This is a genomic window from Bifidobacterium sp. LH_491 (genome assembly GCF_056356495.1).
This window is the reverse complement of the sequence record NZ_JBKEUI010000001.1, coordinates 962,514-986,107: the sequence shown is the minus strand read 5'-3', so window position 1 is coordinate 986,107 and position 23,594 is coordinate 962,514. Positions and strand designations below refer to the sequence as shown.

General features: G+C 56.4%; 25 protein-coding genes and 1 pseudogene. 11 read left to right on the top strand and 15 right to left on the bottom strand.

All coding sequences use genetic code 11. The annotated features are described in order from the left end of the window. The first annotated feature begins 160 nt into the window (after positions 1-160). From pyrB to pyrE, 7 genes are all read left to right on the top strand, one after another. On the top strand, positions 161-1,123 hold the full coding sequence (gene pyrB / locus AC1AWK_RS03705) for an aspartate carbamoyltransferase (protein ID WP_476569583.1): 963 nt from the start codon (positions 161-163) through the stop codon (positions 1,121-1,123). Continuing rightward, entirely contained in the window at positions 1,123-1,542 is a 420-nt protein-coding gene (locus AC1AWK_RS03700) for an aspartate carbamoyltransferase regulatory subunit (RefSeq protein ID WP_476568216.1), read from the top strand. Before pyrB ends, AC1AWK_RS03700 begins: the two co-directional genes overlap by 1 nt. Positions 1,543-1,545: 3 nt before the next feature. Then, entirely contained in the window at positions 1,546-2,967 is a 1,422-nt protein-coding gene (locus tag AC1AWK_RS03695) for a dihydroorotase (protein WP_476568214.1), read from the top strand. Positions 2,968-2,982: 15 nt separating this feature from the next. Next, complete coding sequence (gene pyrF, locus AC1AWK_RS03690) at positions 2,983-3,954, top strand: orotidine-5'-phosphate decarboxylase (protein ID WP_476568212.1); 972 nt, start codon at positions 2,983-2,985, stop codon at positions 3,952-3,954. 85 nt (positions 3,955-4,039) lie between these two features. Next, positions 4,040-4,870 carry a dihydroorotate dehydrogenase electron transfer subunit gene (locus AC1AWK_RS03685; protein ID WP_476568211.1) on the top strand — a complete coding sequence of 277 codons (831 nt, stop codon included), beginning with the start codon at positions 4,040-4,042 and terminating at the stop codon, positions 4,868-4,870. Beyond that, a complete protein-coding gene (locus AC1AWK_RS03680) occupies positions 4,871-5,821 on the top strand; it encodes a dihydroorotate dehydrogenase (RefSeq protein WP_476568209.1) in 951 nt (316 codons plus the stop codon). It abuts the gene before it with no gap. 62 nt (positions 5,822-5,883) lie between these two features. Further along, positions 5,884-6,579: an orotate phosphoribosyltransferase gene (pyrE, locus tag AC1AWK_RS03675; protein ID WP_476568207.1), complete on the top strand. Its 696-nt coding sequence runs from the start codon at positions 5,884-5,886 to the stop codon at positions 6,577-6,579. A gap of 100 nt (positions 6,580-6,679) precedes the next feature. Here the strand turns inward: pyrE and AC1AWK_RS03670 are convergent, their stop codons facing one another. Next, on the bottom strand, positions 6,680-7,423 hold the full coding sequence (locus AC1AWK_RS03670) for a carboxymuconolactone decarboxylase family protein (RefSeq protein WP_476568205.1): 744 nt from the start codon (positions 7,421-7,423) through the stop codon (positions 6,680-6,682). A 105-nt stretch (positions 7,424-7,528) separates the two neighbouring features. On the opposite strand from AC1AWK_RS03670, the gene AC1AWK_RS03665 reads away from it, so the two are divergent. Then, complete coding sequence (locus AC1AWK_RS03665; RefSeq protein WP_476568203.1) at positions 7,529-7,969, top strand: MerR family transcriptional regulator; 441 nt, start codon at positions 7,529-7,531, stop codon at positions 7,967-7,969. Positions 7,970-8,119: 150 nt separating this feature from the next. Here the strand turns inward: AC1AWK_RS03665 and AC1AWK_RS03660 are convergent, their stop codons facing one another. The 4 genes from AC1AWK_RS03660 to AC1AWK_RS03645 all read right to left on the bottom strand — a co-directional run bounded on the left by AC1AWK_RS03660 (position 8,120) and on the right by AC1AWK_RS03645 (position 13,086). After that, positions 8,120-9,052 (bottom strand): LysR family transcriptional regulator, encoded by a 933-nt coding sequence (locus AC1AWK_RS03660; RefSeq protein ID WP_476568201.1) that lies wholly within the window; start codon positions 9,050-9,052, stop codon positions 8,120-8,122. 52 nt (positions 9,053-9,104) lie between these two features. Beyond that, the gene (locus tag AC1AWK_RS03655; RefSeq protein WP_476568199.1) at positions 9,105-9,728 is read right to left on the bottom strand and encodes an HAD family hydrolase; all 624 of its coding nucleotides are present in this window, start codon (positions 9,726-9,728) and stop codon (positions 9,105-9,107) included. A 161-nt stretch (positions 9,729-9,889) separates the two neighbouring features. Then, positions 9,890-11,794 carry an NAD(P)H-hydrate epimerase gene (locus AC1AWK_RS03650; protein WP_476568197.1) on the bottom strand — a complete coding sequence of 635 codons (1,905 nt, stop codon included), beginning with the start codon at positions 11,792-11,794 and terminating at the stop codon, positions 9,890-9,892. 179 nt (positions 11,795-11,973) lie between these two features. Further along, positions 11,974-13,086 carry a 5-methyltetrahydropteroyltriglutamate--homocysteine S-methyltransferase gene (locus AC1AWK_RS03645; protein WP_476568195.1) on the bottom strand — a complete coding sequence of 371 codons (1,113 nt, stop codon included), beginning with the start codon at positions 13,084-13,086 and terminating at the stop codon, positions 11,974-11,976. A gap of 323 nt (positions 13,087-13,409) precedes the next feature. On the opposite strand from AC1AWK_RS03645, the gene AC1AWK_RS03640 reads away from it, so the two are divergent. Both AC1AWK_RS03640 and AC1AWK_RS03635 read left to right on the top strand, forming a co-directional pair. Beyond that, positions 13,410-13,553: a 3-hydroxyacyl-CoA dehydrogenase NAD-binding domain-containing protein gene (locus AC1AWK_RS03640; RefSeq protein WP_476568193.1), complete on the top strand. Its 144-nt coding sequence runs from the start codon at positions 13,410-13,412 to the stop codon at positions 13,551-13,553. Positions 13,554-13,599: 46 nt separating this feature from the next. Then, entirely contained in the window at positions 13,600-13,911 is a 312-nt protein-coding gene (locus AC1AWK_RS03635) for a 3-hydroxyacyl-CoA dehydrogenase family protein (RefSeq protein WP_476568191.1), read from the top strand. 163 nt (positions 13,912-14,074) lie between these two features. Here AC1AWK_RS03635 and AC1AWK_RS03630 read toward each other — a convergent pair whose 3' ends face one another. The 7 genes from AC1AWK_RS03630 to AC1AWK_RS03600 form a co-directional block, all read right to left on the bottom strand. Further along, the gene (locus AC1AWK_RS03630) at positions 14,075-14,524 is read right to left on the bottom strand and encodes a hypothetical protein (protein ID WP_476568190.1); all 450 of its coding nucleotides are present in this window, start codon (positions 14,522-14,524) and stop codon (positions 14,075-14,077) included. Between the two features lie 2 nt (positions 14,525-14,526). Further along, positions 14,527-14,727 (bottom strand): helix-turn-helix transcriptional regulator, encoded by a 201-nt coding sequence (locus AC1AWK_RS03625; RefSeq protein ID WP_476568189.1) that lies wholly within the window; start codon positions 14,725-14,727, stop codon positions 14,527-14,529. 348 nt (positions 14,728-15,075) lie between these two features. After that, positions 15,076-15,243: a hypothetical protein gene (locus tag AC1AWK_RS03620; RefSeq protein ID WP_476568188.1), complete on the bottom strand. Its 168-nt coding sequence runs from the start codon at positions 15,241-15,243 to the stop codon at positions 15,076-15,078. Continuing rightward, positions 15,219-15,719: a CPBP family intramembrane glutamic endopeptidase gene (locus AC1AWK_RS03615; protein ID WP_476568187.1), complete on the bottom strand. Its 501-nt coding sequence runs from the start codon at positions 15,717-15,719 to the stop codon at positions 15,219-15,221. Before AC1AWK_RS03615 ends, AC1AWK_RS03620 begins: the two co-directional genes overlap by 25 nt. A 239-nt stretch (positions 15,720-15,958) precedes the next feature. Beyond that, the gene (locus tag AC1AWK_RS03610) at positions 15,959-16,210 is read right to left on the bottom strand and encodes a TfoX/Sxy family protein (protein WP_476568186.1); all 252 of its coding nucleotides are present in this window, start codon (positions 16,208-16,210) and stop codon (positions 15,959-15,961) included. A gap of 42 nt (positions 16,211-16,252) precedes the next feature. Beyond that, positions 16,253-16,795: a DUF6892 domain-containing protein gene (locus AC1AWK_RS03605; RefSeq protein WP_476568185.1), complete on the bottom strand. Its 543-nt coding sequence runs from the start codon at positions 16,793-16,795 to the stop codon at positions 16,253-16,255. A 162-nt stretch (positions 16,796-16,957) separates the two neighbouring features. Beyond that, positions 16,958-17,827, bottom strand: coding sequence for a hypothetical protein (locus tag AC1AWK_RS03600; RefSeq protein WP_476568183.1), 870 nt, complete (start codon positions 17,825-17,827; stop codon positions 16,958-16,960). Positions 17,828-18,352: 525 nt separating this feature from the next. On the opposite strand from AC1AWK_RS03600, the pseudogene AC1AWK_RS03595 reads away from it, so the two are divergent. Beyond that, positions 18,353-18,613: pseudogene (locus tag AC1AWK_RS03595) on the top strand (3-hydroxyacyl-CoA dehydrogenase family protein); the annotation flags it as partial. 103 nt (positions 18,614-18,716) lie between these two features. Here the strand turns inward: AC1AWK_RS03595 and AC1AWK_RS03590 are convergent. The 3 genes from AC1AWK_RS03590 to AC1AWK_RS03580 form a co-directional block, all read right to left on the bottom strand. Beyond that, positions 18,717-20,318, bottom strand: coding sequence for an ABC-F family ATP-binding cassette domain-containing protein (locus AC1AWK_RS03590; protein ID WP_476568182.1), 1,602 nt, complete (start codon positions 20,316-20,318; stop codon positions 18,717-18,719). 159 nt (positions 20,319-20,477) lie between these two features. Beyond that, on the bottom strand, positions 20,478-21,839 hold the full coding sequence (locus AC1AWK_RS03585) for an MATE family efflux transporter (RefSeq protein WP_476568180.1): 1,362 nt from the start codon (positions 21,837-21,839) through the stop codon (positions 20,478-20,480). Positions 21,840-22,038: 199 nt separating this feature from the next. Further along, positions 22,039-23,241, bottom strand: coding sequence for a nuclear transport factor 2 family protein (locus AC1AWK_RS03580; protein WP_476568178.1), 1,203 nt, complete (start codon positions 23,239-23,241; stop codon positions 22,039-22,041). Positions 23,242-23,594: the final 353 nt, after the last annotated feature.

Here is a 23,594-nt window from a genome sequence, read left to right as displayed (position 1 = left end):
CAACGATGGGCGAAACACGCGAACGGTGTCCACAGTCGTGCTGTCGGTCTATAGTTGGCGAGGTCACATCGGGTGGCCGCCTTGCACTGTTACGAAAGGTGAGCCGTTGTCTGCTGCACAGTCTTCACGCGACAACTCCGAATTCCGCGGCGACGTTTCCATGGTTGGTCGAAGCGTGGTCACATTGGACGATTTGTCCACTCATCAGATTCGAGAGCTGCTCCATAAAGCGCAATATATCGATTCCCATCGGCGTGACGTCGCCCACACTTGCGAAGGCAGAGTGTTGGCGACGTTGTTTTATGAGCCGAGCACGCGTACTCGCTTGAGTTTTGAAACCGCTATGCTGCGCCTTGGCGGCAAGGTAATCGGTTTCGCCGGCGCCCAGCTCGCGTCCGTTACCAAGGGCGAGTCCATCAGCGATACCTTGAAAACCGTGTCCAACTATGTCGACGTGGTGGCCATCCGCCATCCCAAGGAAGGTGCCGCTCTGGTGGCTTCACGCGCCGCGTCTGTGCCGGTGATCAACGCCGGTGACGGCGGACATATGCATCCCACACAGACGCTTGCCGATTTGGCGACGCTGCAGTCGCGTTTTGGTCGCATCACGGATCTGACGATCGGTTTGTGCGGTGATTTGACGTTCGGTCGTACCGTACATTCGCTGATCGGCACGCTGTGTCGTTTCGGCAATGTGCGTTTCGTGCTGATCAGTCCCGATGAGCTCAAGACGCCGCAGTATGTCATCGACTGCATCAAAGCGTCTCCGAGCTGCTCGTATGTGGAGGTGCGTGATTTGACCAGCGTGATCGGCGATTTGGACATGCTGTATATGACACGTGTGCAGAAGGAACGCTTCTTCAACGAGGACGACTATCTGCGTCTGCGCGATACCTACATTCTTGACGAGGCCAAGCTGGCGTTGGCCAAGCCGGATATGGCGGTACTGCACCCGTTGCCGCGCGTGAACGAAATTGCGGTGGAAGTGGACAACGATCCGCGTGCCGCGTATTTCGAACAGGTGAAGAACGGCATGTTGGTGCGTATGGCACTGGAAAGTTCGGTGTTGGGCGACAAATTGCCCGGGTATGAGTCGCTGAGCGGCGAGGAGGTGCGCGTCTGATGGAAGTCACGAGCATTCGCAATGGCATCATCATCGACCATGTGCCGGCGGGCACGGCGTTGAAGGTGCTGGAATATCTGCATATCGATCCGGCCACCACCCGGTTGGCGCTGATTATGAATACGTCCAGCGGTCGTTTTGGTACGAAGGACATCATCAAAATCGAGGATGACCAGACCATCGATCTTGATGTGTTGGGGTTTGTGGCGCGTCAGGCGACGGTGAACGTGGTGCGTGACGGCGCGATCGTCGACAAGGTGAACCCTCATCTTCCCGAACGCATGGAGAACGTGATTCGCTGCGTTAACCCGCGTTGCGTCAGCAGCAGCGAGCCGGGCATTGTCCACATGTTCCATCTGTCCCATTCGCAGCGTCAGGAATATCGTTGCGACTACTGCGACGAGGAAGCGACACTGTAGACTATGGCGATTACGTTACGCAATATCGCGGTATGGGATACCGGCGAACGCATCGATATGGTGGTGCCCGACGAGGCCGAGCAGGTGGTGGATGCCTCGGCGTATACGGTGGCGCCCGGTTTTGCCGATCCTCACGTGCATTTCCGCGATCCCGGGCAAACATACAAGGAATCCATGCGTTCGGGGTGCGCCGCCGCCGCTTCGGGCGGCTACACGTCGGTGCTGATTATGCCCAACACCGTGCCTGCCATGGATGGCCGTCCTGTGACGCCCGAAGAAGAGGGCGCGCGTGAGATTCTCGACGCCGGCTACGACAACGTCATTGATTATCTGCAGCATTACGGGCAGGTGCATGACGTGCGGCTGCCGGTGCGCTACGATCTGTGCGTTGCCGCCACGCAGGGACGTGCTTCCCAGGTTGCCGGCGATCCGCAATGCTGGCATGAGTATCTGCGCGGCGGCGATACGGTGCGTGGCGTGGAGAAAACCGAGGGGCAACGCGCTCATCCGGTCACTGCGATCAGCGACGACGGGGCGGCGGTGCCGGATGGTTTGCTGGACACTGTGTTGGAGCACGCGCGGCAAACCGGACTGTATCTGATCGAACATTGCGAGCATCACGACACCGGTGTCGTCAACGACGGCCCGGTGGCGCGACAGCTGGGGGTTCCGGGCATTCCCGAGGATACCGAGTTGCGTATTGTGCAACGCGACATCGACGCCGCACGTCGTACCGGCGTGCACATTCATTTCCAGCATGTGAGCACGGCAATCTCCTTTGATGCGATTCGTAAGGCCAAGGCCGAAGGGCTGCCCATCACCTGCGAAACCGCGCCGCATTACCTGGCGTTGTGCGATGAGGATTTGCTGCGGTACGGCACGCTTGCCAAGATGAATCCGCCGTTGCGTTCCGCCGCGGACCGCCAGGCCACCATCGCCGCCGTGGCCGACGGCACCGTGGATATGATCGCCACCGATCATGCGCCGCATACCATGGAGGAGAAGGCGCTGGGCTTCCTGGACGCGCCCAACGGCATCATTGGTCTGGAATGCGCCTATGGCGTGTGCCATCAGGTGTTGGTGGATGGCGGTTATATCGACGACGCCCGGCTGATCGAACTGATGTCGGTGGCGCCGAGCCGATTGATGGGCCACCAGCCCACGGATGTGGCCGGACTGCTCAACACGTCGTCGCAGTGCGCTATCACCCGCACGCTGGATTTGGGGCAGGCGGAGCATCCCGATTCGGTGGATCTGGTCATTCTCGACACCAAGCGTCGATGGACGGTGGAGCCTGAGCGGTTCCTCTCCCGGGCGCGTAATACGCCGTTCGGCGGCTGGCAGGTCAGCGGCATGCCGATGGGCACGATTATCGGGTCGAGGTTTATGTTCAGCCGTATGGATCAGTGGCAGCGCGCCCTGTAGGAAAGGACCGTCATCATGGATCGTCTGATTGAGGCCATTGAAGCCACGCAGAATCCCAGCGTCGTGGGGCTTGATCCCACGCCCGCGCTGGTACCGGACAGTGTGGTGGCCAGTTTCACCGAGGAAATCAAAGCGGAGGTTGAGGATCGCGCCGAAGTACCGGCCGCACGCCTTGCCGTCGCATATTTCGAGTTCAATCGAGCCATCATTGACGCGGTGGCGGATATTGTGCCCGCGGTCAAGCCGCAGATCGCCATGTATGAGGCGTTGGGTCCGGCGGGCGTGGATGCGTACACCATGACGTGCGAATACGCCAGCCAGCAGGGGCTGTATGTGTTGGGCGATGTCAAGCGCGGCGACATTGGGTCGACGGCGGGGTGGTACGCGCATCATCTCACTGGCGTGGACGCCGACTTGCAGGCCGACGAGCCGCATGATCCATGGCATGAGGATGCGGTGACCATCAACCCGTATTTGGGCAGCGACGGCATTGTGCCGTTCCTGCAGGCCGCGCAGGACAGCGATAAGGATGTGTTTGCCTTGGTGCGCACGTCGAATCCGTCGAGCAGCGAGCTACAGGAGTTGGAGTTGGCCCAAGGCGGACGGCTGTATGAGCATGTCGCGGACCTGGTGGAGCAGTGGGGCGAGTCCTCGCGCGGTCGCTTCGGCTATTCGCGCATCGGCGCGGTAGTAGGAGCCACGCATCCGCAGGAAGGCAAGGAATTGCGCCGTCGGATGCCGCACACCTTCTTCTTGGTGCCAGGGTACGGTGCGCAGGGCGGTACGGCGGCTGATGTTGCCGGCATGTTTGACGACAACGGTTCGGGCGCCATCGTGAACTCCTCGCGCGGCATTATCGGCGCATGGAAGCAGAGCAAGCACGCCGACAAGGCCATGGATGCCGACGCCGCGTTGCGTCTGGTCGCGGATTGCGCCCGCGAGGCGGCGTTGGATATGCGCGACCGTTTGCGCGTGGCCTTGCCATGACCGGCAGCGAACATGTCGTTAACCTTGGGCACACATGACGTCGGTAGCGTTATGCGGTGAACCCACCATCCATCAAGGAGAGTTGATGAGCGAAACATCATTCCGCCCGGCCGCCGAGGTGGTCGCGCAAGCGCAGGAGGCAGGGTTTTTTCCTACCCGGCGCACCGTGGACATTACCGAAGTCCGTCAGCTGTGCGAAGGCGTGGTGCAGCTGACGTTCCGCGACGCCTACATCGCGGGCCACGCGAAGCCGGCGCAGTTTGTGAACCTGTATTGCCATGATGCCATGGCCATGCTGCCACGCCCGTTTGGCGTCAGCAGCGTGAGGGGCGATGAAGTCAGTGTGATTTTCGCCGTAATCGGTGAGGGCACCCGAGAATTCGCACGGTTGCGCGCCGGCGATGTGATCGACGTGCTGGGTCCTTTGGGACGTGGATACTCCATCAAGCATACGGCCCGATACGTGTTGGTCGGCGGTGGGTTAGGCATTCCGCCGCTGCTGCGGGCCGCGCAATGCCTGTCCGAACGCGAGGATGTGCACACGATGGCGCTGCTGGGCTATCGCGACGAACGATTCGCCGACGAGTTGATACGACCCTACGCTGAGACGGTGGACAGCATCGATGATGCGCAGGGCAATGTGATCACGCTGCTTAACCGTCACGAGTCTGCGTTGTGCGACGCGGGGGACGGATTGCCGACAGTGATATTGTCGTGCGGTCCCACGCCGATGATGAAGGCTGTGGCGGCGTGGGCTTCGGTCCGTGGCATCGACTGCCAATTCAGTCTGGAGCAGCGCATGGGCTGCGGTTACGGCACCTGCGTGGTGTGCGTGGTCGATACCGTCGAGGGACGCACCAAGGTCTGTTCCGAGGGTCCGGTGTTCACGACGGCGCAATTGGGATGGGAGGCGTAGATGACGCAGACAGCCGGTTCAATGAATGTGTATGAGCCTCACGAATGGCGGCATGGCACCGTGGTGGCCGGAGTGCCGTGGAAGAATCCTGTGGGCACTGCGTCGGGCACGTTTCAGCTTGCGGCCTGCCGGTGGTTCTACGATGTGAGCCAGATGGGTGCCATCTGCACCAAGGGCGTCTCGCCGGTGCCGTGGGAAGGCAATCCCGCGCCGCGCACCGCCGAAGCGCCGGCCGGCATGGTCAATGCCGTGGGCTTGCAAAACCCGGGCGTCGACCATTATCTGGTGGATGAGCTGCCCGAACTCAAGGAGTTGGGCGCCACGGTGATCACCAATGTGGCGGGGCATAGCGATGACGATTACGCCGAAGTGGTGGCCAAATTGGCTGATTCCGCCGCAGATATGCTGGAAATCAACGTCAGCTGCCCGAACGTAAGCCACGGTGGGATGAGCGTGGGCACCGATCCGGTGGCGCTCGAACGTCTGATCACCCGTTTGCGCGCCATTACCAGCAAGCCGATGATTGTGAAGCTTTCGCCCAATGTCACCGACATTGTGGCTGTGGCCAAAGCGGCGGTAAACGGTGGCGCGGACGCGTTGAGCCTGATTAACACCTTGGTGGGCATGCGCATCGACATCCGCACGGGCGAGCCGATTATCGCGAACCGCACCGGCGGTGTGTCCGGACCGTGCATTTTCCCGATTGCGTTGGGTTTTGTGTGGCGCGTGCGTCAGGCTTTGCCAGACATCCCCATCATCGGCATCGGAGGCATTGACTCAGGCGAGAAGGCGTTGGAATATCTGTACGCCGGAGCCAATGCGGTGGAAGTGGGTGCGGCCGCGTTGGTCGATCCCACCGCGCCGCTGCGCGTGGCTCGAGAACTTGACGATTTGCTGGATGCCCGCCCCGAGTTGGCCGCCAAATTGGCACAGGGACAGAAGTGGCGCTGATAAGCGTATCCATAATGACATGCGGCTGCCATAGCTGCCCTCGGTAGGAAAGGAATTGGTGCATGACTGCAGCACTCGATCATCGTTTTACGGAATTTCTTCTGGCGTCCGAAGCATTGAAATTCGGTGAATTCACATTGAAGTCCGGGCGTCGTTCGCCGTATTTCATCAACGCCGGCGCCTTCAACGACGGGCGCAAGATTGCCACATTGGGCGCGTTTTATGCGGAGAAGATCGCTGCGCATATCGCAGACGGCACCTTGCCGGATAATATCGACACGATTTTTGGTCCGGCCTACAAGGGCATCCCGCTGGCGGTGTCGACATCCATCGCATTGACCGCCACACATGGTATGAACGTCGGCTATACCTTTGACCGCAAGGAGAAGAAGGACCATGGCGATGGCGGTATGATGGTGGGCACGCAGCTGACCGATGGCATGAACGTGCTGCTGGTGGATGATGTCATGACCGCCGGTACGGCAGTGCGCGAAGTGGTGCCCAAGCTCAAGGCCGAAGCCAACGTCAACATCGTGGGCTTGGTGCTGTCCGTCGACCGCATGGAACGTACCAAGGACTCCGATGTCAGCGCCGTGGCGGCGATTCGCGAGGAATTCGGTTTCCCCGTCATGGCCATCGCGAACGTGCGTGAGATTTTTGCCGCGGGTCGTAATATCCATACACAGGATGGTTTGCCGTATGTGTCCGATGCCATCTCGCAAGCGGCCGACGCTTATCTGGCGCAATACGGTGCGTGAGCGCCAGATAGAACATTCCATGTTGTTGTCTGTACGGGATTCTGCAAAGCATATCTTGCCCATGGCTTGAGTATGTCATGGGCAAGACTCATGGTGGTTCTTACGCTGGTTCCAGCCATTCGTTGCGCGGATTGACACCGGGAATTTCCACGGCCAAGTGGCTGAACCAGCTATCGTCGGCAGCACCGTGCCAATGTTTGGTACCTGCTGGAATCGTTATGCTGTCGCCCGGAAGCAGCTCAACCGGTTCGGATCCCCATAGCTGGCAGTACCCTCGGCCGCCGACGCAGATCAGCACTTGTCCGCCGCCTTGGTCGGCGTGATGAATATGCCAGTTGTTTTTGCAGCCTGGCTCGAAGGTGACATTCATCACGTTCAGCGGTCCTTCGCAGATTGGGGCAAGGTAGCTTTGCCCGGAGAAGTATGGCGCAAATGTATCGTTAGGCGCCCCGATGGGGAAGATCATGTTTGCTGCGTGTTCTGCCATGCCGGCTGGTAGCTTGTCTTGCGCCGTGTCATCGGTATCCTCCCAGATTGCTTTGGCCTGATGGAATGCTGCCCAAGCCTTGGGCCAACCAACATAAAATGCAATATGGGTGATTGCGCCGGCGATTTGCGTCCGGGTGATGCCGGCCTGCTTGGCGTTGTTCAGGTGATAGGACAGTGAGTTGTCGGTGATACCCGAGGAGATTAGCGCCACCACGGTTAGCAGACAGCGCTGCTTGTGGTCGAGCGTCATATCGTTCCAGTTTTCACCGAAGAGTATATCGTCGTTATAGTGTGCGAATTGTGGCGCAAATTTGCCTAGGGTATCCCGTCCGGCTGTTTGTACGATGGGTTTCATACTGGCCCTCCATATGTATTGATGGGTTTTGTTTGTCGTTGTACGCTAACCTTAAAACCTCAACCTAACTTGAGGTCAAATAACGACACGAACAAAGGAGCGACCATGGCATACACGATTGGAGCAGTGGCGAAGCAGTTTTCCTTAACCGTATCCACATTGCGGTACTACGATAAGGAAGGATTGTTTCCTGAGCTGGAGCGGACTTCTGGCATCCGGCAATTTACTGATCGCGATATAGACGCGCTAAGGATGATTGAATGTTTGAAAAAATCCGGTTTGGAGATTAAAGAGATACGCCAGTTCATGCAATGGTGCACCCAAGGTCGCGAAACATACCGGCAACGCCACGAATTGTTGTGCGAACGGCAACGCAAGGTCGTTCGGGAGCTCAAACAGCTACGGCAGGTACAGGACATGCTTACTTTCAAGTGTTGGTATTACGAACAATTGTTGTCGGGGGAATCTGCGGATGAACTCAAAGACCCAGACAATGGGAAGATGCCTGAATCCATCCGAGAGGCCTACATCAGCGCTTTTGCATGACGTCGGGATGCGACGAGTGCATCGAAACCCGGCCGAACGAACTTGCCCATCGGCGCCAACCGTTATCGCGAACCGTCATTGCGGATGGAGCGGGCTTGGCTATCAGAAGAGATCGTCAGAGGAGGTGCCGCCAAGCGGAAGGAATGGTCACTACGCATTGCGCTCCATCAGCGTATGCCCGTGTGCGGTGATGACTTCGCGCAGGCGTTGCAAATACTGTTCGGCCGCGTGGGAGAGGTTGGCGCGCTCGTTGCCAATCCAACCCACTACCATGGTGTCGTCGGTTTCCAGAGGGACGGTTACGATTTTTTCATTGTTCAGGTCGCCGTTATCGATGCCCGTGCATACGGTGTAGCCGTTGAGCCCGATGATGAAATTCAGCATGGTGGCACGGTCGCTGACCGTGATCTGTTTGGGCGAATGGTCGGGCCACATGGCTTCTTCCGCGAAGAAGAAGCTGCCTTCTTCGCCCTGCTCGTATCGTAGGAACGGGTACGGCCGCAAATCGTTGAGAGTGACGGTGCCGCGTGTGGCCAACGGGTTGCTGCGGGCGATGAAGACGTGTAGGGGAGCGCGGAACAATGGGTGAAAGGCCACATGCTTGTCGCGCAGGAGTTTGCCGACCACCTGGGCGTTGAAATCGGCCATGTAGACGATGCCGATGTCGGCTTGCAGGGCGGCTACTTGGTTGATGATGTCCCGCGTGCGGGTTTCTCGAATGGTGAACTCGTATTCGTCGCTGTGCGATTGTTCGATCATGCGTACGAATGCTTCGACGGCGAACATGTAATGCTGCGTGGCCACCGTGCACAGCTGTTTGCGCGGGGTGCCGCGTTGGTAGCGTTCCTCCAGCAGCGCCGCCTGGTCGAGCACTTGGCGTGCGTAGGTGAGGAATTCGGCGCCATCCGACGTCAGCGCGATGCCCTGCGGCGAGCGCGTGAAAATCTCGATGCCGAGTTCGCGTTCCAAGTCTTTGACTGCCGCACTCAGTGCGGGCTGGGAGACATATAGGGCGTGCGAGGCTTCGTTCATGGAGCCGCATTCGACGATTTTCACGATGTAGGACAATTGCAGTAACGTCATGGTGTACTCCTCGAACGGTGTGATGTTGTGATGCCTGGTCGCTCGCCCATGGTTAGGCTGCGGTGAGTACGCCCAGCGACGCCAAGTCGGCGCGCGCCTGCGGTGCGGTGGTGAAGACGAAGGCATGCCAGCCTACGGCTTGGGCGCCGCGCACGTTGCGCAAGGTGTCGTCGAAGAACACGGTGCGATCGGGCTGCAGATGGAAGCGTTGCTCGGCCGCATGGTAGATGTCGGCGTTGGGTTTGTGCAGTTTTTCGATGCCGGATACCAAGGTGTCGTCCAAGAGGCGTTCGAGTTGGGGGAATCGGTCGAAGGCGATGGGGAATGTTTCGTGCGACCAGTTGGTCAGCCCCCAGGTGTGGTAGCCGGCGTCTCGCAGGTCGGTAAGGAGGGTTTCGACGCCGGGGAGCAATCGCGGCAGCGCGTCGCCGTAGTGTTCGATGTAGTAGCGGAATATGCCTGCCAGGCGTTCGCCGTATTCGCGTTCGTACTGCACGATGAGGTCGTCGAAGTCTTCGCCCGCGTCCATGCGGTCCTCGTAATGGAAGAATCCGCAGGGGTCGTCCGGGGCGCAGATGTGGTCTACGGTTGCGTCATCGAATACGCCTTGCAGACAGGCTCGGGTCTGCCAGTCGATAAGCACGCCGCAAAAATCAAACACGATGTCGCTGACCATATGTTCCTCCCTCGCGTCAGGTGGCGCGAACCGTCAGGCAATGGACCGCGCACGTTTTCATGCTAGCAGTACGCCGTGGCGAGCGACAGTCGGTGATCGGGCATGTGCGTAAGGGCCGTCCGTGCCTTCGTGCGGTGTGGACGGCTGGGCGAAGACGTGTTCTACTCAAGCACTTGCGCGAAGGCGTCGCCAATGGAGGCGATGACGTCACGGGCGACGATGGGCATGCCCAAGGCGCGGGTGCGTTCATCCCACGGCAGAACGTCGTGCTCGCTATAGACGTGCGGCGCATGCCATCCGCAACGTTCGCTTTGCGACGCGTTGCTGGCTGCAAGGCCGTGCAGGTACGCGGCCGCGGCCGCAATCGAAGGTGTCAAGGTGTGGTCGCGTTCGATGTCGCCATCTTGTTGGGCCAACAATGCGCCCAGCATGCCGGCCAGCACGTCTCCCGCTCCTGCGGTGCCCAACCATGCCGGCGCCGACCCGGCAATCAGGGTGCGTACGGCGGTGTCGTCGCCATCGTCAGGGCCAACGATGATGGTAATGGCTCCTTTGAGCAGTACCGTGGCACCGGTGAGTTCGTGGGCACGACGGGCCCAGCGCCAAGGTTCGGCGGCGATGTCTCGCGTGTCGACCGTCTCGCCGTATCGGGCCAGCAGCCGTGCCAATTCGCCCGCATGCGGCGTGATGACCACATGTGCCGGCACGCGTTCGGGCAGCAGATCCAACGCCCCGGCGTCCACGCATAGGGGTGGCATGTCGTCGCAGTGCATCCGCGGCATGCGGCCGCTGTCGTCGCCGTGAGGCTCGCCGTCGTCGATGACGGATACCGATGCGGCGTCGACGGCCGTGCGGCCAGATGCCAGACCGGTCATGGCTAGGTCGACGGGTGCGTCCATATGTTCGTCGATGTCGGCATCCTCGGCGTAATGGGCCAGCAGTGCGCCGATAACCTCATGCTGGGCGTCGAAGGTGGTGTCCGGCTCCAAGTTCGGTACGCCGGAACCTACGGTCCATGCCTGCACGCGTCCTTTGCCCATCACCGCTTCGGGCAGCGCGGCAAGCACCATGTCCCGGGCGCGCTGCGGACCCACATAGCGCACCATGCCCACATTGCTCCGTGCCGCGGCCCGCGTGCACAACACGGCCGCGCCAGGGTAGTCCTGCGATCCGGCGGCCACGCCCACCACGCCACGCGAATATTTGGTGTCGTATCTGTCTGGCACGCGCACCCATTGCGCGGCCAGCGCATCGTTGACCGCTTCGACCGCAGGTCTGACGGCGTCCATATCAAACCCGAAATCCACAAGAGCCACCGTGCCGCACGCGTAGGCTGCCGGCGGCAGCATGGCGCACGGTTTGAGCGCACCGAACATGACGGTGATGTCGGCGGGTATGCAGGCTCCCGGCACGCTGCCGTCATCGACGCCTACACCCGAGGGAGTGTCGACGGCCACCACCAAGGGACGTGCCAAATCCTCGTCTGGATCAAGATCGTCGCCGTCGTCCTCCAACTGTGCGATGGCGTTGCGCAGGGAAGCCGCCACCGTGTGGGCGATGCCCCGCAGCGGGCCGTGGGCGCCGATGCCTGTCATGGCATCGATGATCACCGTAGCGTCCAGCGATAGGGTGATCGCCGTGTGCAGCCGTTCTCCGGCCTCACCTGCGCCAAAGCCGGTTTCGCACCCCGGTATGGAGGCGTCGCTGTCAAGCGCCAGTAGCGAACCACCTGCGCGCAGCAGCGCGGCATATGCGCGTTCATGCACTTGGGTGCCGACCGCAATCGCCGTGACCGTCGCGCCTTGTTCGGCCAGCAGGGCACCCGCGTACAGGCCGTCGCCGCCATTATCGCCGGCCCCGGCAAGCACCACTACGCGGGATTCCTCCAGCGGTACGTTGTATTCGTCCATTGCGAGCGCCACCGTATCGGCGCACGCCTGTGCGGCCATGCGCATCAGGGGTACGCCTGCCTGAAGCAGTGGGCGTTCCATGCGGCGTACCGTCGCGGCGTCGTACGCAGTGTAGGTGAATTGTTGCTGCCGCTGTGCATCCTCGATGTCGCCCATGTGCCGCTCCCTTGCCTATGTCGGTCTTCGTTTTCGGCCATTTGCCGTTGCCCGTGTGGTGATCAGTGCCGCTTATCAGACGTTGCGCAGCGCTTGGCGCATGTCTGGTAGGCGGCATGGTGTCTTCCACTGTAGTCGTCTGACGCGGGGCTTCGCCGATGGGCGAAGCGGGTGTCGCGTTATGCGCCCCACACGCGCTCGGCGACTTGACGGACCAAGGCGATTTTTGCCCATTGCTGGTCTTCGGTGAGCGCGTTGCCTTCTTCGGTGGAGGCGAACCCGCATTGCGTCGATAGCGCGAGCCGTTGCAGCGGGATGAATTCGCTGGCTTGGGCGATGCGTTCGGACAGCAAATCGGGATTTTCCAGTTGCGCCCGCTTGGAGGTCACCAGTCCCAAGACGACCCGCTTGTCGCCGCTGACGTGGGCCAGGGGCGCGAAGTCGCCGGAGCGGTCGTCGTCGAATTCGAGATAATAGCTGTGGACGCGTTCGGTGCCGAACAAGACTTCGGCTACTGGCGCGTAGCCGCCGGCGGAGAACCATTGGGAACGGTAGTTGCCACGGCACACGTGGGTGGTGATGGCCATGTCGTCGGGTGCGGCGTCGATGACGGCGTTATTGATGTCGGCGTATTGGCGTTGCGCGTCCAAGGGATTGCGGCCGAACACGTCGTGATGGAAGGAGGCCGATACGAGCATGCCCCAGGTGCAGTCGTCGAATTGCAGCAGTCGGCAGCCTTCGGCGTATAGGTCGCGCACGACTTGGATGTAGGCCTGCACGATGGCCGCGGCCAACTCGTCGTCGGTGCGATACGGGTTCGTGAAGGTTTCCTTGGCGCCGGCCTGCAGTAGGAACAGTGTTTGCGCAGGGGAGGGGATGGTGAGCTTGGCGATGGTGCCGTCGCTTTCCAGTGCTTTGAGGAAGCGAAAATGTTCGATGAAGGGGTGCTGTTCGCCGCCGATTTCGCCGTTGACGGCGGCGGTTTGCACGACGCCGGCACCATCCGAGGCTTGCACCGCCACGGGGTTGGTGCCCTTGGCGACGCCTTGCAGACCCCACATGAAGTCAAGATGCCAGTAGGCGCGACGGAATTCGCCGTCGGTGATGACGCGCAGTCCTGCTTGGCGCTGTCGGTCGACCAAGGCGACGATGGCCTCGTCTTCCACGGCTTTCAGACCGGCGTCGTCGAGGCGTCCCTGGGCGTGTTCGAGGCGTGCGTGCTGCAGGGCTGCGGGGCGCAAATAGCTACCGACGACGTCGGCGTGCGGTGCGGGATCGAAGAGGTACGACATGAGTGGTCTCCTTCCATGACGCATGCGGTGTACGGCGACATACAGGGCGGGATGCGCCGCCAGTGCGATATCTGAAACGAGTAACACTGTAAAAGGTTTTGCATCGGTACACTCGGGCGTACTCATTGGAAAAATTGATAACGGGTTATGGTGTGAGTGAACGTGGAGCGCTGTTGCAAGGGGTGGATGTGCTGAGCGAATCACTGACGAGTGGGAGCGGTGCTTAATATACAGTGTGTCTATAATTGCAGTGATTTAACGACGTACTGGTGCGTTGTCGGCAAAGGTCTGTGGCGCCGATGCCACGGCAGTCGGGAGGACATATGACGCGGACGGTACATACCGTAGCCAATATCGGGTTTGGGACGATGGGACATGCCACCGCTTTGCAGTTCGCAGCCGCAGGATATCGCGTGAGGCTGTTCGACCAAAACGAGGCGCTGCTGGCGTCGGGTATGGACGCTTGAGTTGGCCGAGCATCGGGCGTTGCCTGTCGCATGCGGGGACGATCCCATGGAATCGATACTGGCGCGCATCAACGTGCATACCGATCTGGCCGAAGCGGTGGCGGATGCGGACATGGCGATCGAATCCATCGTCGAACGGCTCGATGTCAAGCAATCCGTATGGCGCTCCATCGAAGAACACGCGCCACAGAAGGTCATCTTCGTCGCCAACACGTCAGGGTTGGGTCCTACGGCGATACAGCGTGTATTGCGCCATCCGGAACGGTTCGTCGTCGCGCATTTTTGGAATCCGGCGCATTTGATGCCGATGGTGGAGGTCGAGCTCGACGCGTACATCGTCCGATGGAACGCGAAATGACGCTAGGTACGGCTCGGGGGGGGGGCTTGCTCTGAAGGAGTTCTGCGCCCCGGCCTGACCCTGTATCCTAGTAGACCAAGTCCAACAAACGGGGCGCAATTCATTCATAGCTGCGGGCTCCTTTTTGTGTGAAGAGCTGAGAAGAATCAAGATCATTTACTGCTTACAATTTCTGAGTCCAGTAGAGTTTGAGGATCAGAGAAATAAGAATCTGACCTATGGCAACAGCCGTGATGGTGAGAAATGCTGTGTAGTTGAAATAACCGACGATCAACCCGATTAGAAAAAGAGCGGTTGAAAGATAAGCCACAAGCGGAAAACCTGATTTTGTACGAATGAGAATATTTCGTTCATCCGTTTCTTTCAGATACATGATTTTGAGTACCTCGTGATTGCGGATCGCTTTGAAGAAGCGAGCTAAGATGAAAACACAAGCAAACTCGAAACCGATGAAAAATCCAGTCGCACAGTCTGTCAGGTCTTCTTTTTCTGGAATTGCCACTCTTACATAAAAGTTGAGAACTAAGACCGTGATCAAACTAAGACACGTAAGTATGATGAGTCCCGCTCCACGTTCTTGCAAAGATTTTTTATATGAGTCTAAGTTTTTCATTGTTAATCCTCCTCGGTCAATTCAAAAATTTCTTCTACGGGCAAACCGAAACAGCGGGCAATCTTTACAGCCAGGGGAAGGGATGCCGTATATTTGCCGGTTTCAATCGAAGTAATGGTCTGTCTTGTGACACCGACCAGGTTTCCCAATTCTTCTTGAGAAAGCTTTCTTTGTTTTCGCAGTTCAGCAACCTTGTTTTTCATAGAACCTCCGTCTGGCAAGCAAAGCATGCTTTGCATTTATAGTAAAGCATGCTTTACAAAATATGTCAAGTAAACTTTGCAAATAAAGAGAAGAGAAGATCGTTATTTGTTTGCTGCAAAAATAACAACCGAAGATCACCGGCTTTGGCGAAGTCCTTATCGGTCGCCTCATCGAGCACGTCATCATCAAAGAGGGGAGAATTAAGGTGCGCTCCAAGTCAGGGGTGGAGATAGGGGAATAAAAAAAGCTGGCTGTGAGGGCAGTCGGTTGAGTTGACGTATAGAGGACGAATAATGAATATTAAGAATTAAACAAACTGGAATTTGTCTAGTTATATAAATCCAACTTTAATTTTCAACCTTCTTTGATTTCAACAAAATAAACAACACAATAGCAAGCGCAAATAAAAACAGCAAACCTACCAATCCAGTCGGGTTTGGACCTAACAGACCGCTTTCCATACTCACTGTCGTATAAACAGGCAGTTCACCTACCACATTAACCACACCGTGCATAATCGCTGCATACATACAATTTTCTGTTCGAATTGTGATATAGGAAAAAAGATTCCCAAAACTATGCATACAAAAACCGTCATAAGCATGTTGCTCCAAGGGGCACCGGGATTATGCATGCTATGGTTGAATCCGAAATAAATAAGCGGAAGATGTAATATTCCCCATTCAGTTCCATTTATAAGAACCGCTTTCTTCTCTCCATATTTCTCAACTTGAAAACCAAGTAGCCATCCTCGCCATCCAATTTCCTCTCCAAGTTCAAGCAATTGAATTGGAATCATAATAGCGCCTATCAATACCAGTGTTACTGACAGAACAAACGGATTTTCTATTGAAAGCTGTGCATTCGTTCCAAGTCTCATACCATACTTAAATACACCACTATATTCCTGTGGAAAAATAATGAAATATGAGAATGCGTCCAAAACTATCATGATGCCAGGAACAAAAGCTGAAAACAACCAGGCCTTCATATTCTTCCATACCTTCAGAGACAAATGGTATTTTGCTTTTATTCCGGTTAAGCGTCTGACAATTACTACACATATAACTGGAAAGAACGTAAAACCTATCACTAATATCTTGTAGAACTGTCCATTTTTGAATAATAATTCAAGTATTCCGAATAAGTAACAGATTCCCATGTTAAGCAGTAGAAATAATTTTATTGGATTTTTTATTTGGGACATTGGTACTTTTCTCATTTGTAAAATCACAATTCTATAGTCGTTTTCTTCTTTTTAACCGCCGGCAATTCTGGAACCATTGCCTGAATTAAGTCTTGCAAGAATTCTCGGTCATCTACATTATCGACGAGGAGCATCTCCTTTGCTCCCTCATAAGGCAACGCTCTTTTTGCATCTGGCATCATTGCCAGGACCGATTTTGTCGGCTTGACCAAAAAGCGATTATCGTAAATCCCGCCAAAGACTTTTCCTTGGCAATAGAGGATATAGTCACCCATCATCGCCCGATAAGAGACCCCATACCATTTTCAAATATTTCATCAGAGTTGTTCTACATCAATCCCGGCAGCAGTAAAAACGGCTTTCACGGATTCGTAGTGGCTGCTCATAATGGTGGCTTGTTTAAGATTAGGGAACTGTTTAAGCTCCGCTAAAGTTACTTCGTCAAGATCAAAACAACCGTCTTCACCATCCCACTGTGGAATGATATTCATATAGATTTCATTCCCACCATCCATATAAATCGATTCCACATATGGAGCTAGAGATGCCGGAATTTGCAATGCTTTAAAAAATGCAAGTGCCAGCTCAATAATCTCCATACTTTCCGTATCTATTTCTTCTTCAGCATATTCACTGGCAAAATCAAAAATGTTGAAAGCCGGCTTTAGTAGTTCCATTTCATACATCAACACCTCAATAATAGCCAGCTTGAAATTGAGACTATCAAAATGTAATATGTTTTCTTCATCATTTATAGATAGTTCAGAAGAAAACGCTGTATTTTCATGACACACTATCGCATTTTGTTCTTTAGGAAACTCCTCTTTCTTTTTTCCAAACCAAAACACACGCTCCTCCAAAAAAACTTTTATAATATAAGGTGAGGTTTTAGCTAAATTTCCCACCCAGAAGCCCTGACATAAATCTCACCCACTCAAAACACCAAAAACAAAACTAACAAGTCAACCTTTTAATCCTTTCGCTTCGAAAACCAACATTGCTAAATACTTTTGTTTAAGAATCTATAATGCTAGTATGCCGTTGCTAATTTCTGTGTTTCTCTTTTCAATACACGCGTTAATTATCTGCAACGACTCCCTTAGCTCTGCTAAGGATAACGTATTAATTTTCCGATTAAACGCAAAATGATCTGACCAAAATTCTATAGGACGCCAATCATTATCACTTTGGTTAACAAAACTTTGAAGATGATTCTGTTTAACAAAACTATGCCAATTATGATTAAAGATTGACATCCATTTTTTGAAATGATACATCGATTCAGCAAAGTGTTTATTATTGCCATATCTGTTCAATAATAGATTTATATGCCTTTGATCACCGGTTTTACACCATTGAAAAATCTCATACATAGTGATATCCCAAAAATCAGAATCTGCAAACTGCCCAGATCTTTCAACATTAAATTTTAGTGGCACCGGCATTAAATTGCCTTTGCTATGGGTAAGTTGAGCGAATCTAATAAGCTCTTTTTCTCCGCTCAAATCTATCTCACCATTAAGTACGAGATGAGCGCTTCTTTCTCCGCCAATGTTTCTTATGGATTGCGACAAAATAATATATCTTCTAATGTAATTTGCAAAAGAGGTCATAGTATCTGCGCGAAATATACGCCCTTCTTTAACGAGTTCAAATTTATACTCTAGTTTATCTTGTTGTTGAAGAGAAGCATCTTTCAAAAAGCTATAGTCTGCTATATACGACTGCATAGCCCATTTGGATACATCAACATCAATTTTGCTCTTAGACAGCTTGTAAGCAGCCCAAAGTTTGAGTGGATAATCAGATTTGTTCGATAAAAGCACCTGCGGAAATTCTTTGTTCAGGATGTCAAGAAAATATTCTTTACCGTCGTATTGTTCTTTTTCCACAGCTACTCTCTCTAGACTCATTATTCTCGACTCTCCCAAATTAACTTACGCGTTTTTATTTCATTAAGTTTTAAACCACTTATATAAAAGGCAACAGCCGGGTTCACCCTCACATCACCTAGAAATTCTATGATGGATTACCTTACCCTCCACATTTAAGGAACAGGAAACATTATTTCTTTTGTTGTAACAAAAAGATACCTACAACAACAAGTGCAAGCCTTAAACTGACCAAATAAATAATTTCAGGTAATTAATTTACATATCACTCATACGCAATACCTCTACAAACTATTTGTTTCCCCAGTCATAATCTCCAACATCAATTCCACCCACTCAAAAACGCCAAAAGCAAAATCGACTGCTCAACCCTCTTAAGCATTTGCCCCGAAAACCCGTTGACCAGTTCCCCTGAACAGCCAAACAGCCCTAGCCAGCCACCCCACCAAAATTAAACCACGCAAAACACCTGTTAAACAAGGCTTTCCGCTACCTCACCCGCGTCATCAAACACACGCACTCGACGTGGGCCGCCGCTGGAATCTGGTCGGGCCTATCGCCAGCGCCGACTTGGGCGGACTGGACACGTTCTACAACATCAGCACTTATTTGTTCCATGACACCGGCAACAGCGAGGAGCCCGGCGAGCTGCTACGAGCCAAGGTTGAGGCCGGACAGCTGGGCAGCAAAACCGGCCAGGGATTCTACCGTTGGGACGGAGAAGAGGGCAGCCGGCTGATCGCTCGGCGCGAGGAGGCCGCCGAGGCCGCGCGCGAGTCGACGTAACACGTGGGGCATGCGCTTGCGATGCCGTGGGGTGCGCAAGCTTCGTACGCGCCCCACGGCTCGCGCGGCCGTAATGGCATGGGCCGCGGGGCGCGAGGGCAGCCTATTCTTCGGCCACCAGCTCGTAGTAGGAGTCGTTCCACAAATCCTCGTCGCCGTCGGGCATGAGCAGCACCCGCTCGGGGTTCAATGCGCGCACCGCGCCTTCGTCGTGGGTGACCAACACGATGGCGCCCTCGTACTTGGCTATGGCTTTGAGGATTTCCTCACGACTGGCCGGGTCAAGGTTGTTGGTCGGCTCGTCTAGGAGCAGTACGTTGGCGCGTGACGTCACCAAGGTCGCCAACGCCAATCGGGTTTTCTCGCCGCCGGAAAGCACGTGGGCTGGCTTGAGCGCGTCGTCGCCGGAGAACAGGAAGCTGCCGAGAATCGAACGCGCCTGGGTGTCGTTGAGTTCGGGAGCCACATGCGTAAGGTTTTCCAACACCGTGGCGTCCAGATCCAGCGTATCGTGCTCCTGGGCGAAATAGCCGATCTTGCAGCCGTGCCCATATTCGACTTCGCCGTCGTCAGGTTCTTCGATATGCGCCAGCAGCCGCAGGGTGGTGGTTTTGCCCGCGCCGTTATAGCCCAGAATCACCACGCGCGAACCCTTGTCGATGGCTAGGTTGACGTCGGTGAACACGATGTTGTCGCCGTATGCCTTGGCGATATCCCTAGCCATGATCGGCGTGCGGCCGCATGGCGCCGGTTCTGGGAAGCGGATGTCGGCGACCTTCTCCTGACGTTGGGCCTCGGAAGTTTCCGACAACAGTCGTTCGGCTCGGCGCATCATGTTCTGCGCGGCCACCGCCTTGGTGGCTTTCGCGTGCAGACGGATGCCCTGCTTCATCAGTCGTTCGGCTTTCTTTTCGGCGACCTCGCGCTCGCGACGGCGACGTTCCTCGTCGACCGCGCGCTGATGCAGGTACGCGCTCCATCCTAGGGAATACATGTCGATGGCACCTCGCTGGGCGTCCAGATGCCATACCTTGTTCACTACGTCGTCCAACAACTCCGTGGAGTGGGAGATCACCATGAAGCCGCCTTCGTATTTTTTCAGATACCCGCGCAGCCATTCAATGGAGTCGGCGTCCAAATGGTTGGTCGGCTCGTCGAGAATCAGGGTGTCGGCGTCGGAGAACAGGATGCGGGCCAGCTCGATGCGACGGCGCTGACCACCGGACAATGTACCCAAAGGCTGCTGCATCACTTCCTGGGGCAGACCCAGACTTGACGCCATGGCGATGGCCTCCGACTGCGCGGCGTACCCGCCCGCCTTGTCGAAATCCTGCATGGCCTTGTCGTAGCGATTCATGGCGCGGGTCATGACGTCCGGATCCGGGTCGGTCATCTCCTTTTCCGCTTTGCGGATACGGCTGATAATGGCGGCGATGTCGCGGGCGCTCATCATGCGGTCCAGGGCACTTTGTTCGGGATCGTCGGCATGCGTATCCTGCGGCAGATAGCCGAGTTTGCCGGAAAGACGCACCGCGCCTGCCGAGGGAAGCATGTCGCCGGTGATTACGCGGGTCAGCGTGGTCTTGCCTGCGCCGTTGCGGCCGACCAAACCGATTTTGTCTCCTTTGGACACATGGAAGTTGGTGGCGTGCAGCAAGGTCCTGGCGCCGATCTGAATCTCCAGTTCCCGCGCTTCGATGGCCATGCCGCAATCCTTCCCTCGGTATATGTCGTGTGGTGTCGTTCATGGGCGTCCTTACGTTTGGATAACGCATTGCGCCGGCAGATCCGGCGTCGCGGACGCACTCCATTTGTATCTTAGCGAAGCCACCCGAACGGTTGTCGCCGGTGGTCGTGTGTGCGGCTAGGGTGTCAGCAGCTTGGGTGTCACGCAGCGGAACAGTATGCCTGCCACAATTGCGGAGGTAATGTCGCTGACGGGTTCGGCGATGAACACGCCCCACACGCCCAACGAACCAAGGTGAGGCAGTATCAGTGCCAAAGGTACCAGCAATATCAGTTTACGAAACACGGCAAGGAAGAAAGAAGGCTTGGCTTGCCCCATGCCAACCAAGGCGCATTGGACGGTGTTTTGGATGCCGAAGATGCCCATGCCGCAGCAAAATACAGGCAGGGTGCTGACCACAATGCCGGTAATGGTGGCATCGGAGGTGAATACGGCGGCAAAGGGGCGGGGGGCGAGCATAAACATTGCCACGACACTTGAATTGACGGCAATCTGTACCGCCATCATGCCGCGGTATGCGCGGCGTACCCGGTCGAAGTGTCGTGCGCCGTAATTGTAGCCGATGATTGGCTGCACGCCTTGGGTGATGCCGTTGGAGAATATGGTGATCAGCTGCATCAAACTGGTGATGATGGTCATAGCTCCCACATAGGCGTCGCCGCCGTATCGTTGCAGGCTCGCATTGAACACCACCTGAATCACGCATTCGGTGAACTGCATGATGAATGGGGAGACTCCCAGCATCACGATGGATCGCAGCTGAGGCGTCCATCGTATGTTACGCCAACGCAGGCGTATCACGCTGCGCTTGAAAGCGAGGAAGGACACCACCCAGATCGCGGAAAGCGCTTGTGCCAGAACATTGGCCAACGCCGCGCCGCGCACGCCCATATCGAAGGTAAAGATGAACAACGGGTCAAGTGCCAAGGAGCTGAGCGCTCCAATCAACGTCGACATCATGGCGACGCGTGCCTTGCCCTGTGCGCTGATGAATGGGTTGAGCCCCAAGGCGAACTGGACGAAAATCGTACCCAACAGGTACACGCTGATGAAGTCCGATGCATAGCCAATGGTGATGTCGCTGGCACCGAAGGCTCGCAAAATAGGATTTTTGCCAAGTAGCAGCGCCACCGGCAATACGATGGCGATTGCCGTCAATGCCGCCACGCAGGTGCCAAGAATCCGTTCGGCTTTACGCACGTCGCCTTGTCCCCACGCAATGGAGGCCAAGGGTGCGCCGCCCGCGCCGATAAGCGAGGCGAAGGACGATACGGCAAGTAGCATGGGGAAGCATATACCCACGCCGGTCATGGCGGCATCGCCGACGTGGGGAATGTGAGCCAGGAACAATCGGTCAATGATGGTGTAGAGCGCATTGCAGGTTTGCGCCACCAAAGCCGGCATAACCAACGATACGGCAAGCCGACCCACCGGGCGGGTGGCCATGGGGTTGGCGTGGTGTGCTGTCGTTGTGTTCATACTGCCTCATCGCGGTTCAGGTTGTATCGCCGTCGTGGAGGTCATCGGTGCCGTGCATGGCTGGGTGTATGCGCGGGGGAGACGGCCGTGGACAATCCTAATGCGGAGCAAGACGAATGCACAAGTCGGCGGGGTGTGCTGTGATGCGCCCCGCCGACTTGTAATGGGTGTGATATGTGACGTCGATTGACGCTCTGTGTCATACCGTGTCGTAGCGTCGTTCGTGTTCCGATTTGAACTCGCGCACGGCTTCGATCCGGCCCTCATCGTCGAAATGGATGACGCTGATGCCGTCGAAGATATATGACGTGGCTTCCTGGGCGGCGAACGTCCAGCTCACCATTACCGTACGGTTGTCATCGACGTGCCAGTATTCATCGATATCCCATGCGCTGACCTGTTGGCGTTCCAGCATGGCGCGTACCCAGCGGTGCATTTCGTCGCGGTTTTGGTAGACGGCGCCGGTGCATTCCTCATAACGGCACTCAGGGTTGAACAGTTCGTCCATATCATGAAAATCGCGGTTCACCCACATGGCGAAGTAACGCGAAATCACCATCTCGCGCCGTGCACGCGCCGCGCGTTGTTCGGCATCCGCGCCCACCACATGTTGCAGACGAGGCGCGGTCCAACCCCACGGCACATAGGTGACCAGTCCGGCCACCACTGCCAGTGCAATGATGGTGACGGCCGTAACCGTCGATGTGGGCATGAGCTTGACGCCGATGCCGATGGTGGCCCACAGTGCCACCAGGCAGAACGCCCAGTCATGCTGTGCGTAGCGCATCCAGATGGCCACCAGCAGTACGATGGCGCTGGCCGCCACGGTGAGTACGGCCGGCCAAGGTTGCACGAAGCGATCACCCAAAGAGCGAGTGAGCACAAAGGAAATATTGGCCACCGAAGCCACCACAAGCCATGCTCCGTACACGGACAGCGGCGCCCAATCCCAAGCACTGTCGGACTGGCGCAGACTCATGCGCTGCAAGGTCCATACGGCGAGCGCCATGATGAGAATGACGACGATGCTGGCGGCGAACCATTGCAGCTGCCATACGATGAGCCAGATGGCGTTGAGGATGCAGGTGAGTACGAAGAGGATTGCTCGAGCACGTGCGGGTGCCGGGGTGTTCGCCGCGTGCAGGGTGCGGGTAAGCCGGACCATCCATACGAGCGTGAGCAGGTAGATGACGCCCCAAATGGAGAAAACATAGCCGGCTGGAGTGAACCAGGACGGTACGCTATCGGAGACTTCCGCGGTGGTGACGCCGCCGATGAGGCGCGTTTGCGCCAATCCGTTGACCACAATCATGGCGGCGAACGCCACCCATATGGCGATGATGTGCGGCGTGAGCCAGGAGTGCCAGCCGGTGTCGTGTGCTGATGGTGTATGTGCGTTCATGATGGACGCCCCTTTCCGTACGGATAGTGGGCATCTGTGGTGAGATGTATCGCGGCCTGTCCGCACCATCGCGGCAGATACCCCCGATACTTCCATAGTACGGGCAAATAGACGTGCCGTAGGGAATCAACACGATGTACGCTCCCGGCATAGCGCAACCATCTGCGCTACGCAGCATTGTCGACACGCCGAAAGCCAAGCCTTCGACCACATAGCCCGGTGACGCTTGCGCGGCAGGTACGCTTGCCGTCACACTGTCGTGCACATGAGTGTATGCGATAGGAGGAAAGCTATGGATGCGAGTGTTCGGCGACGCCGGGCCTTGTGGTGGCGCAGACGTGAGGCGCAGCGCC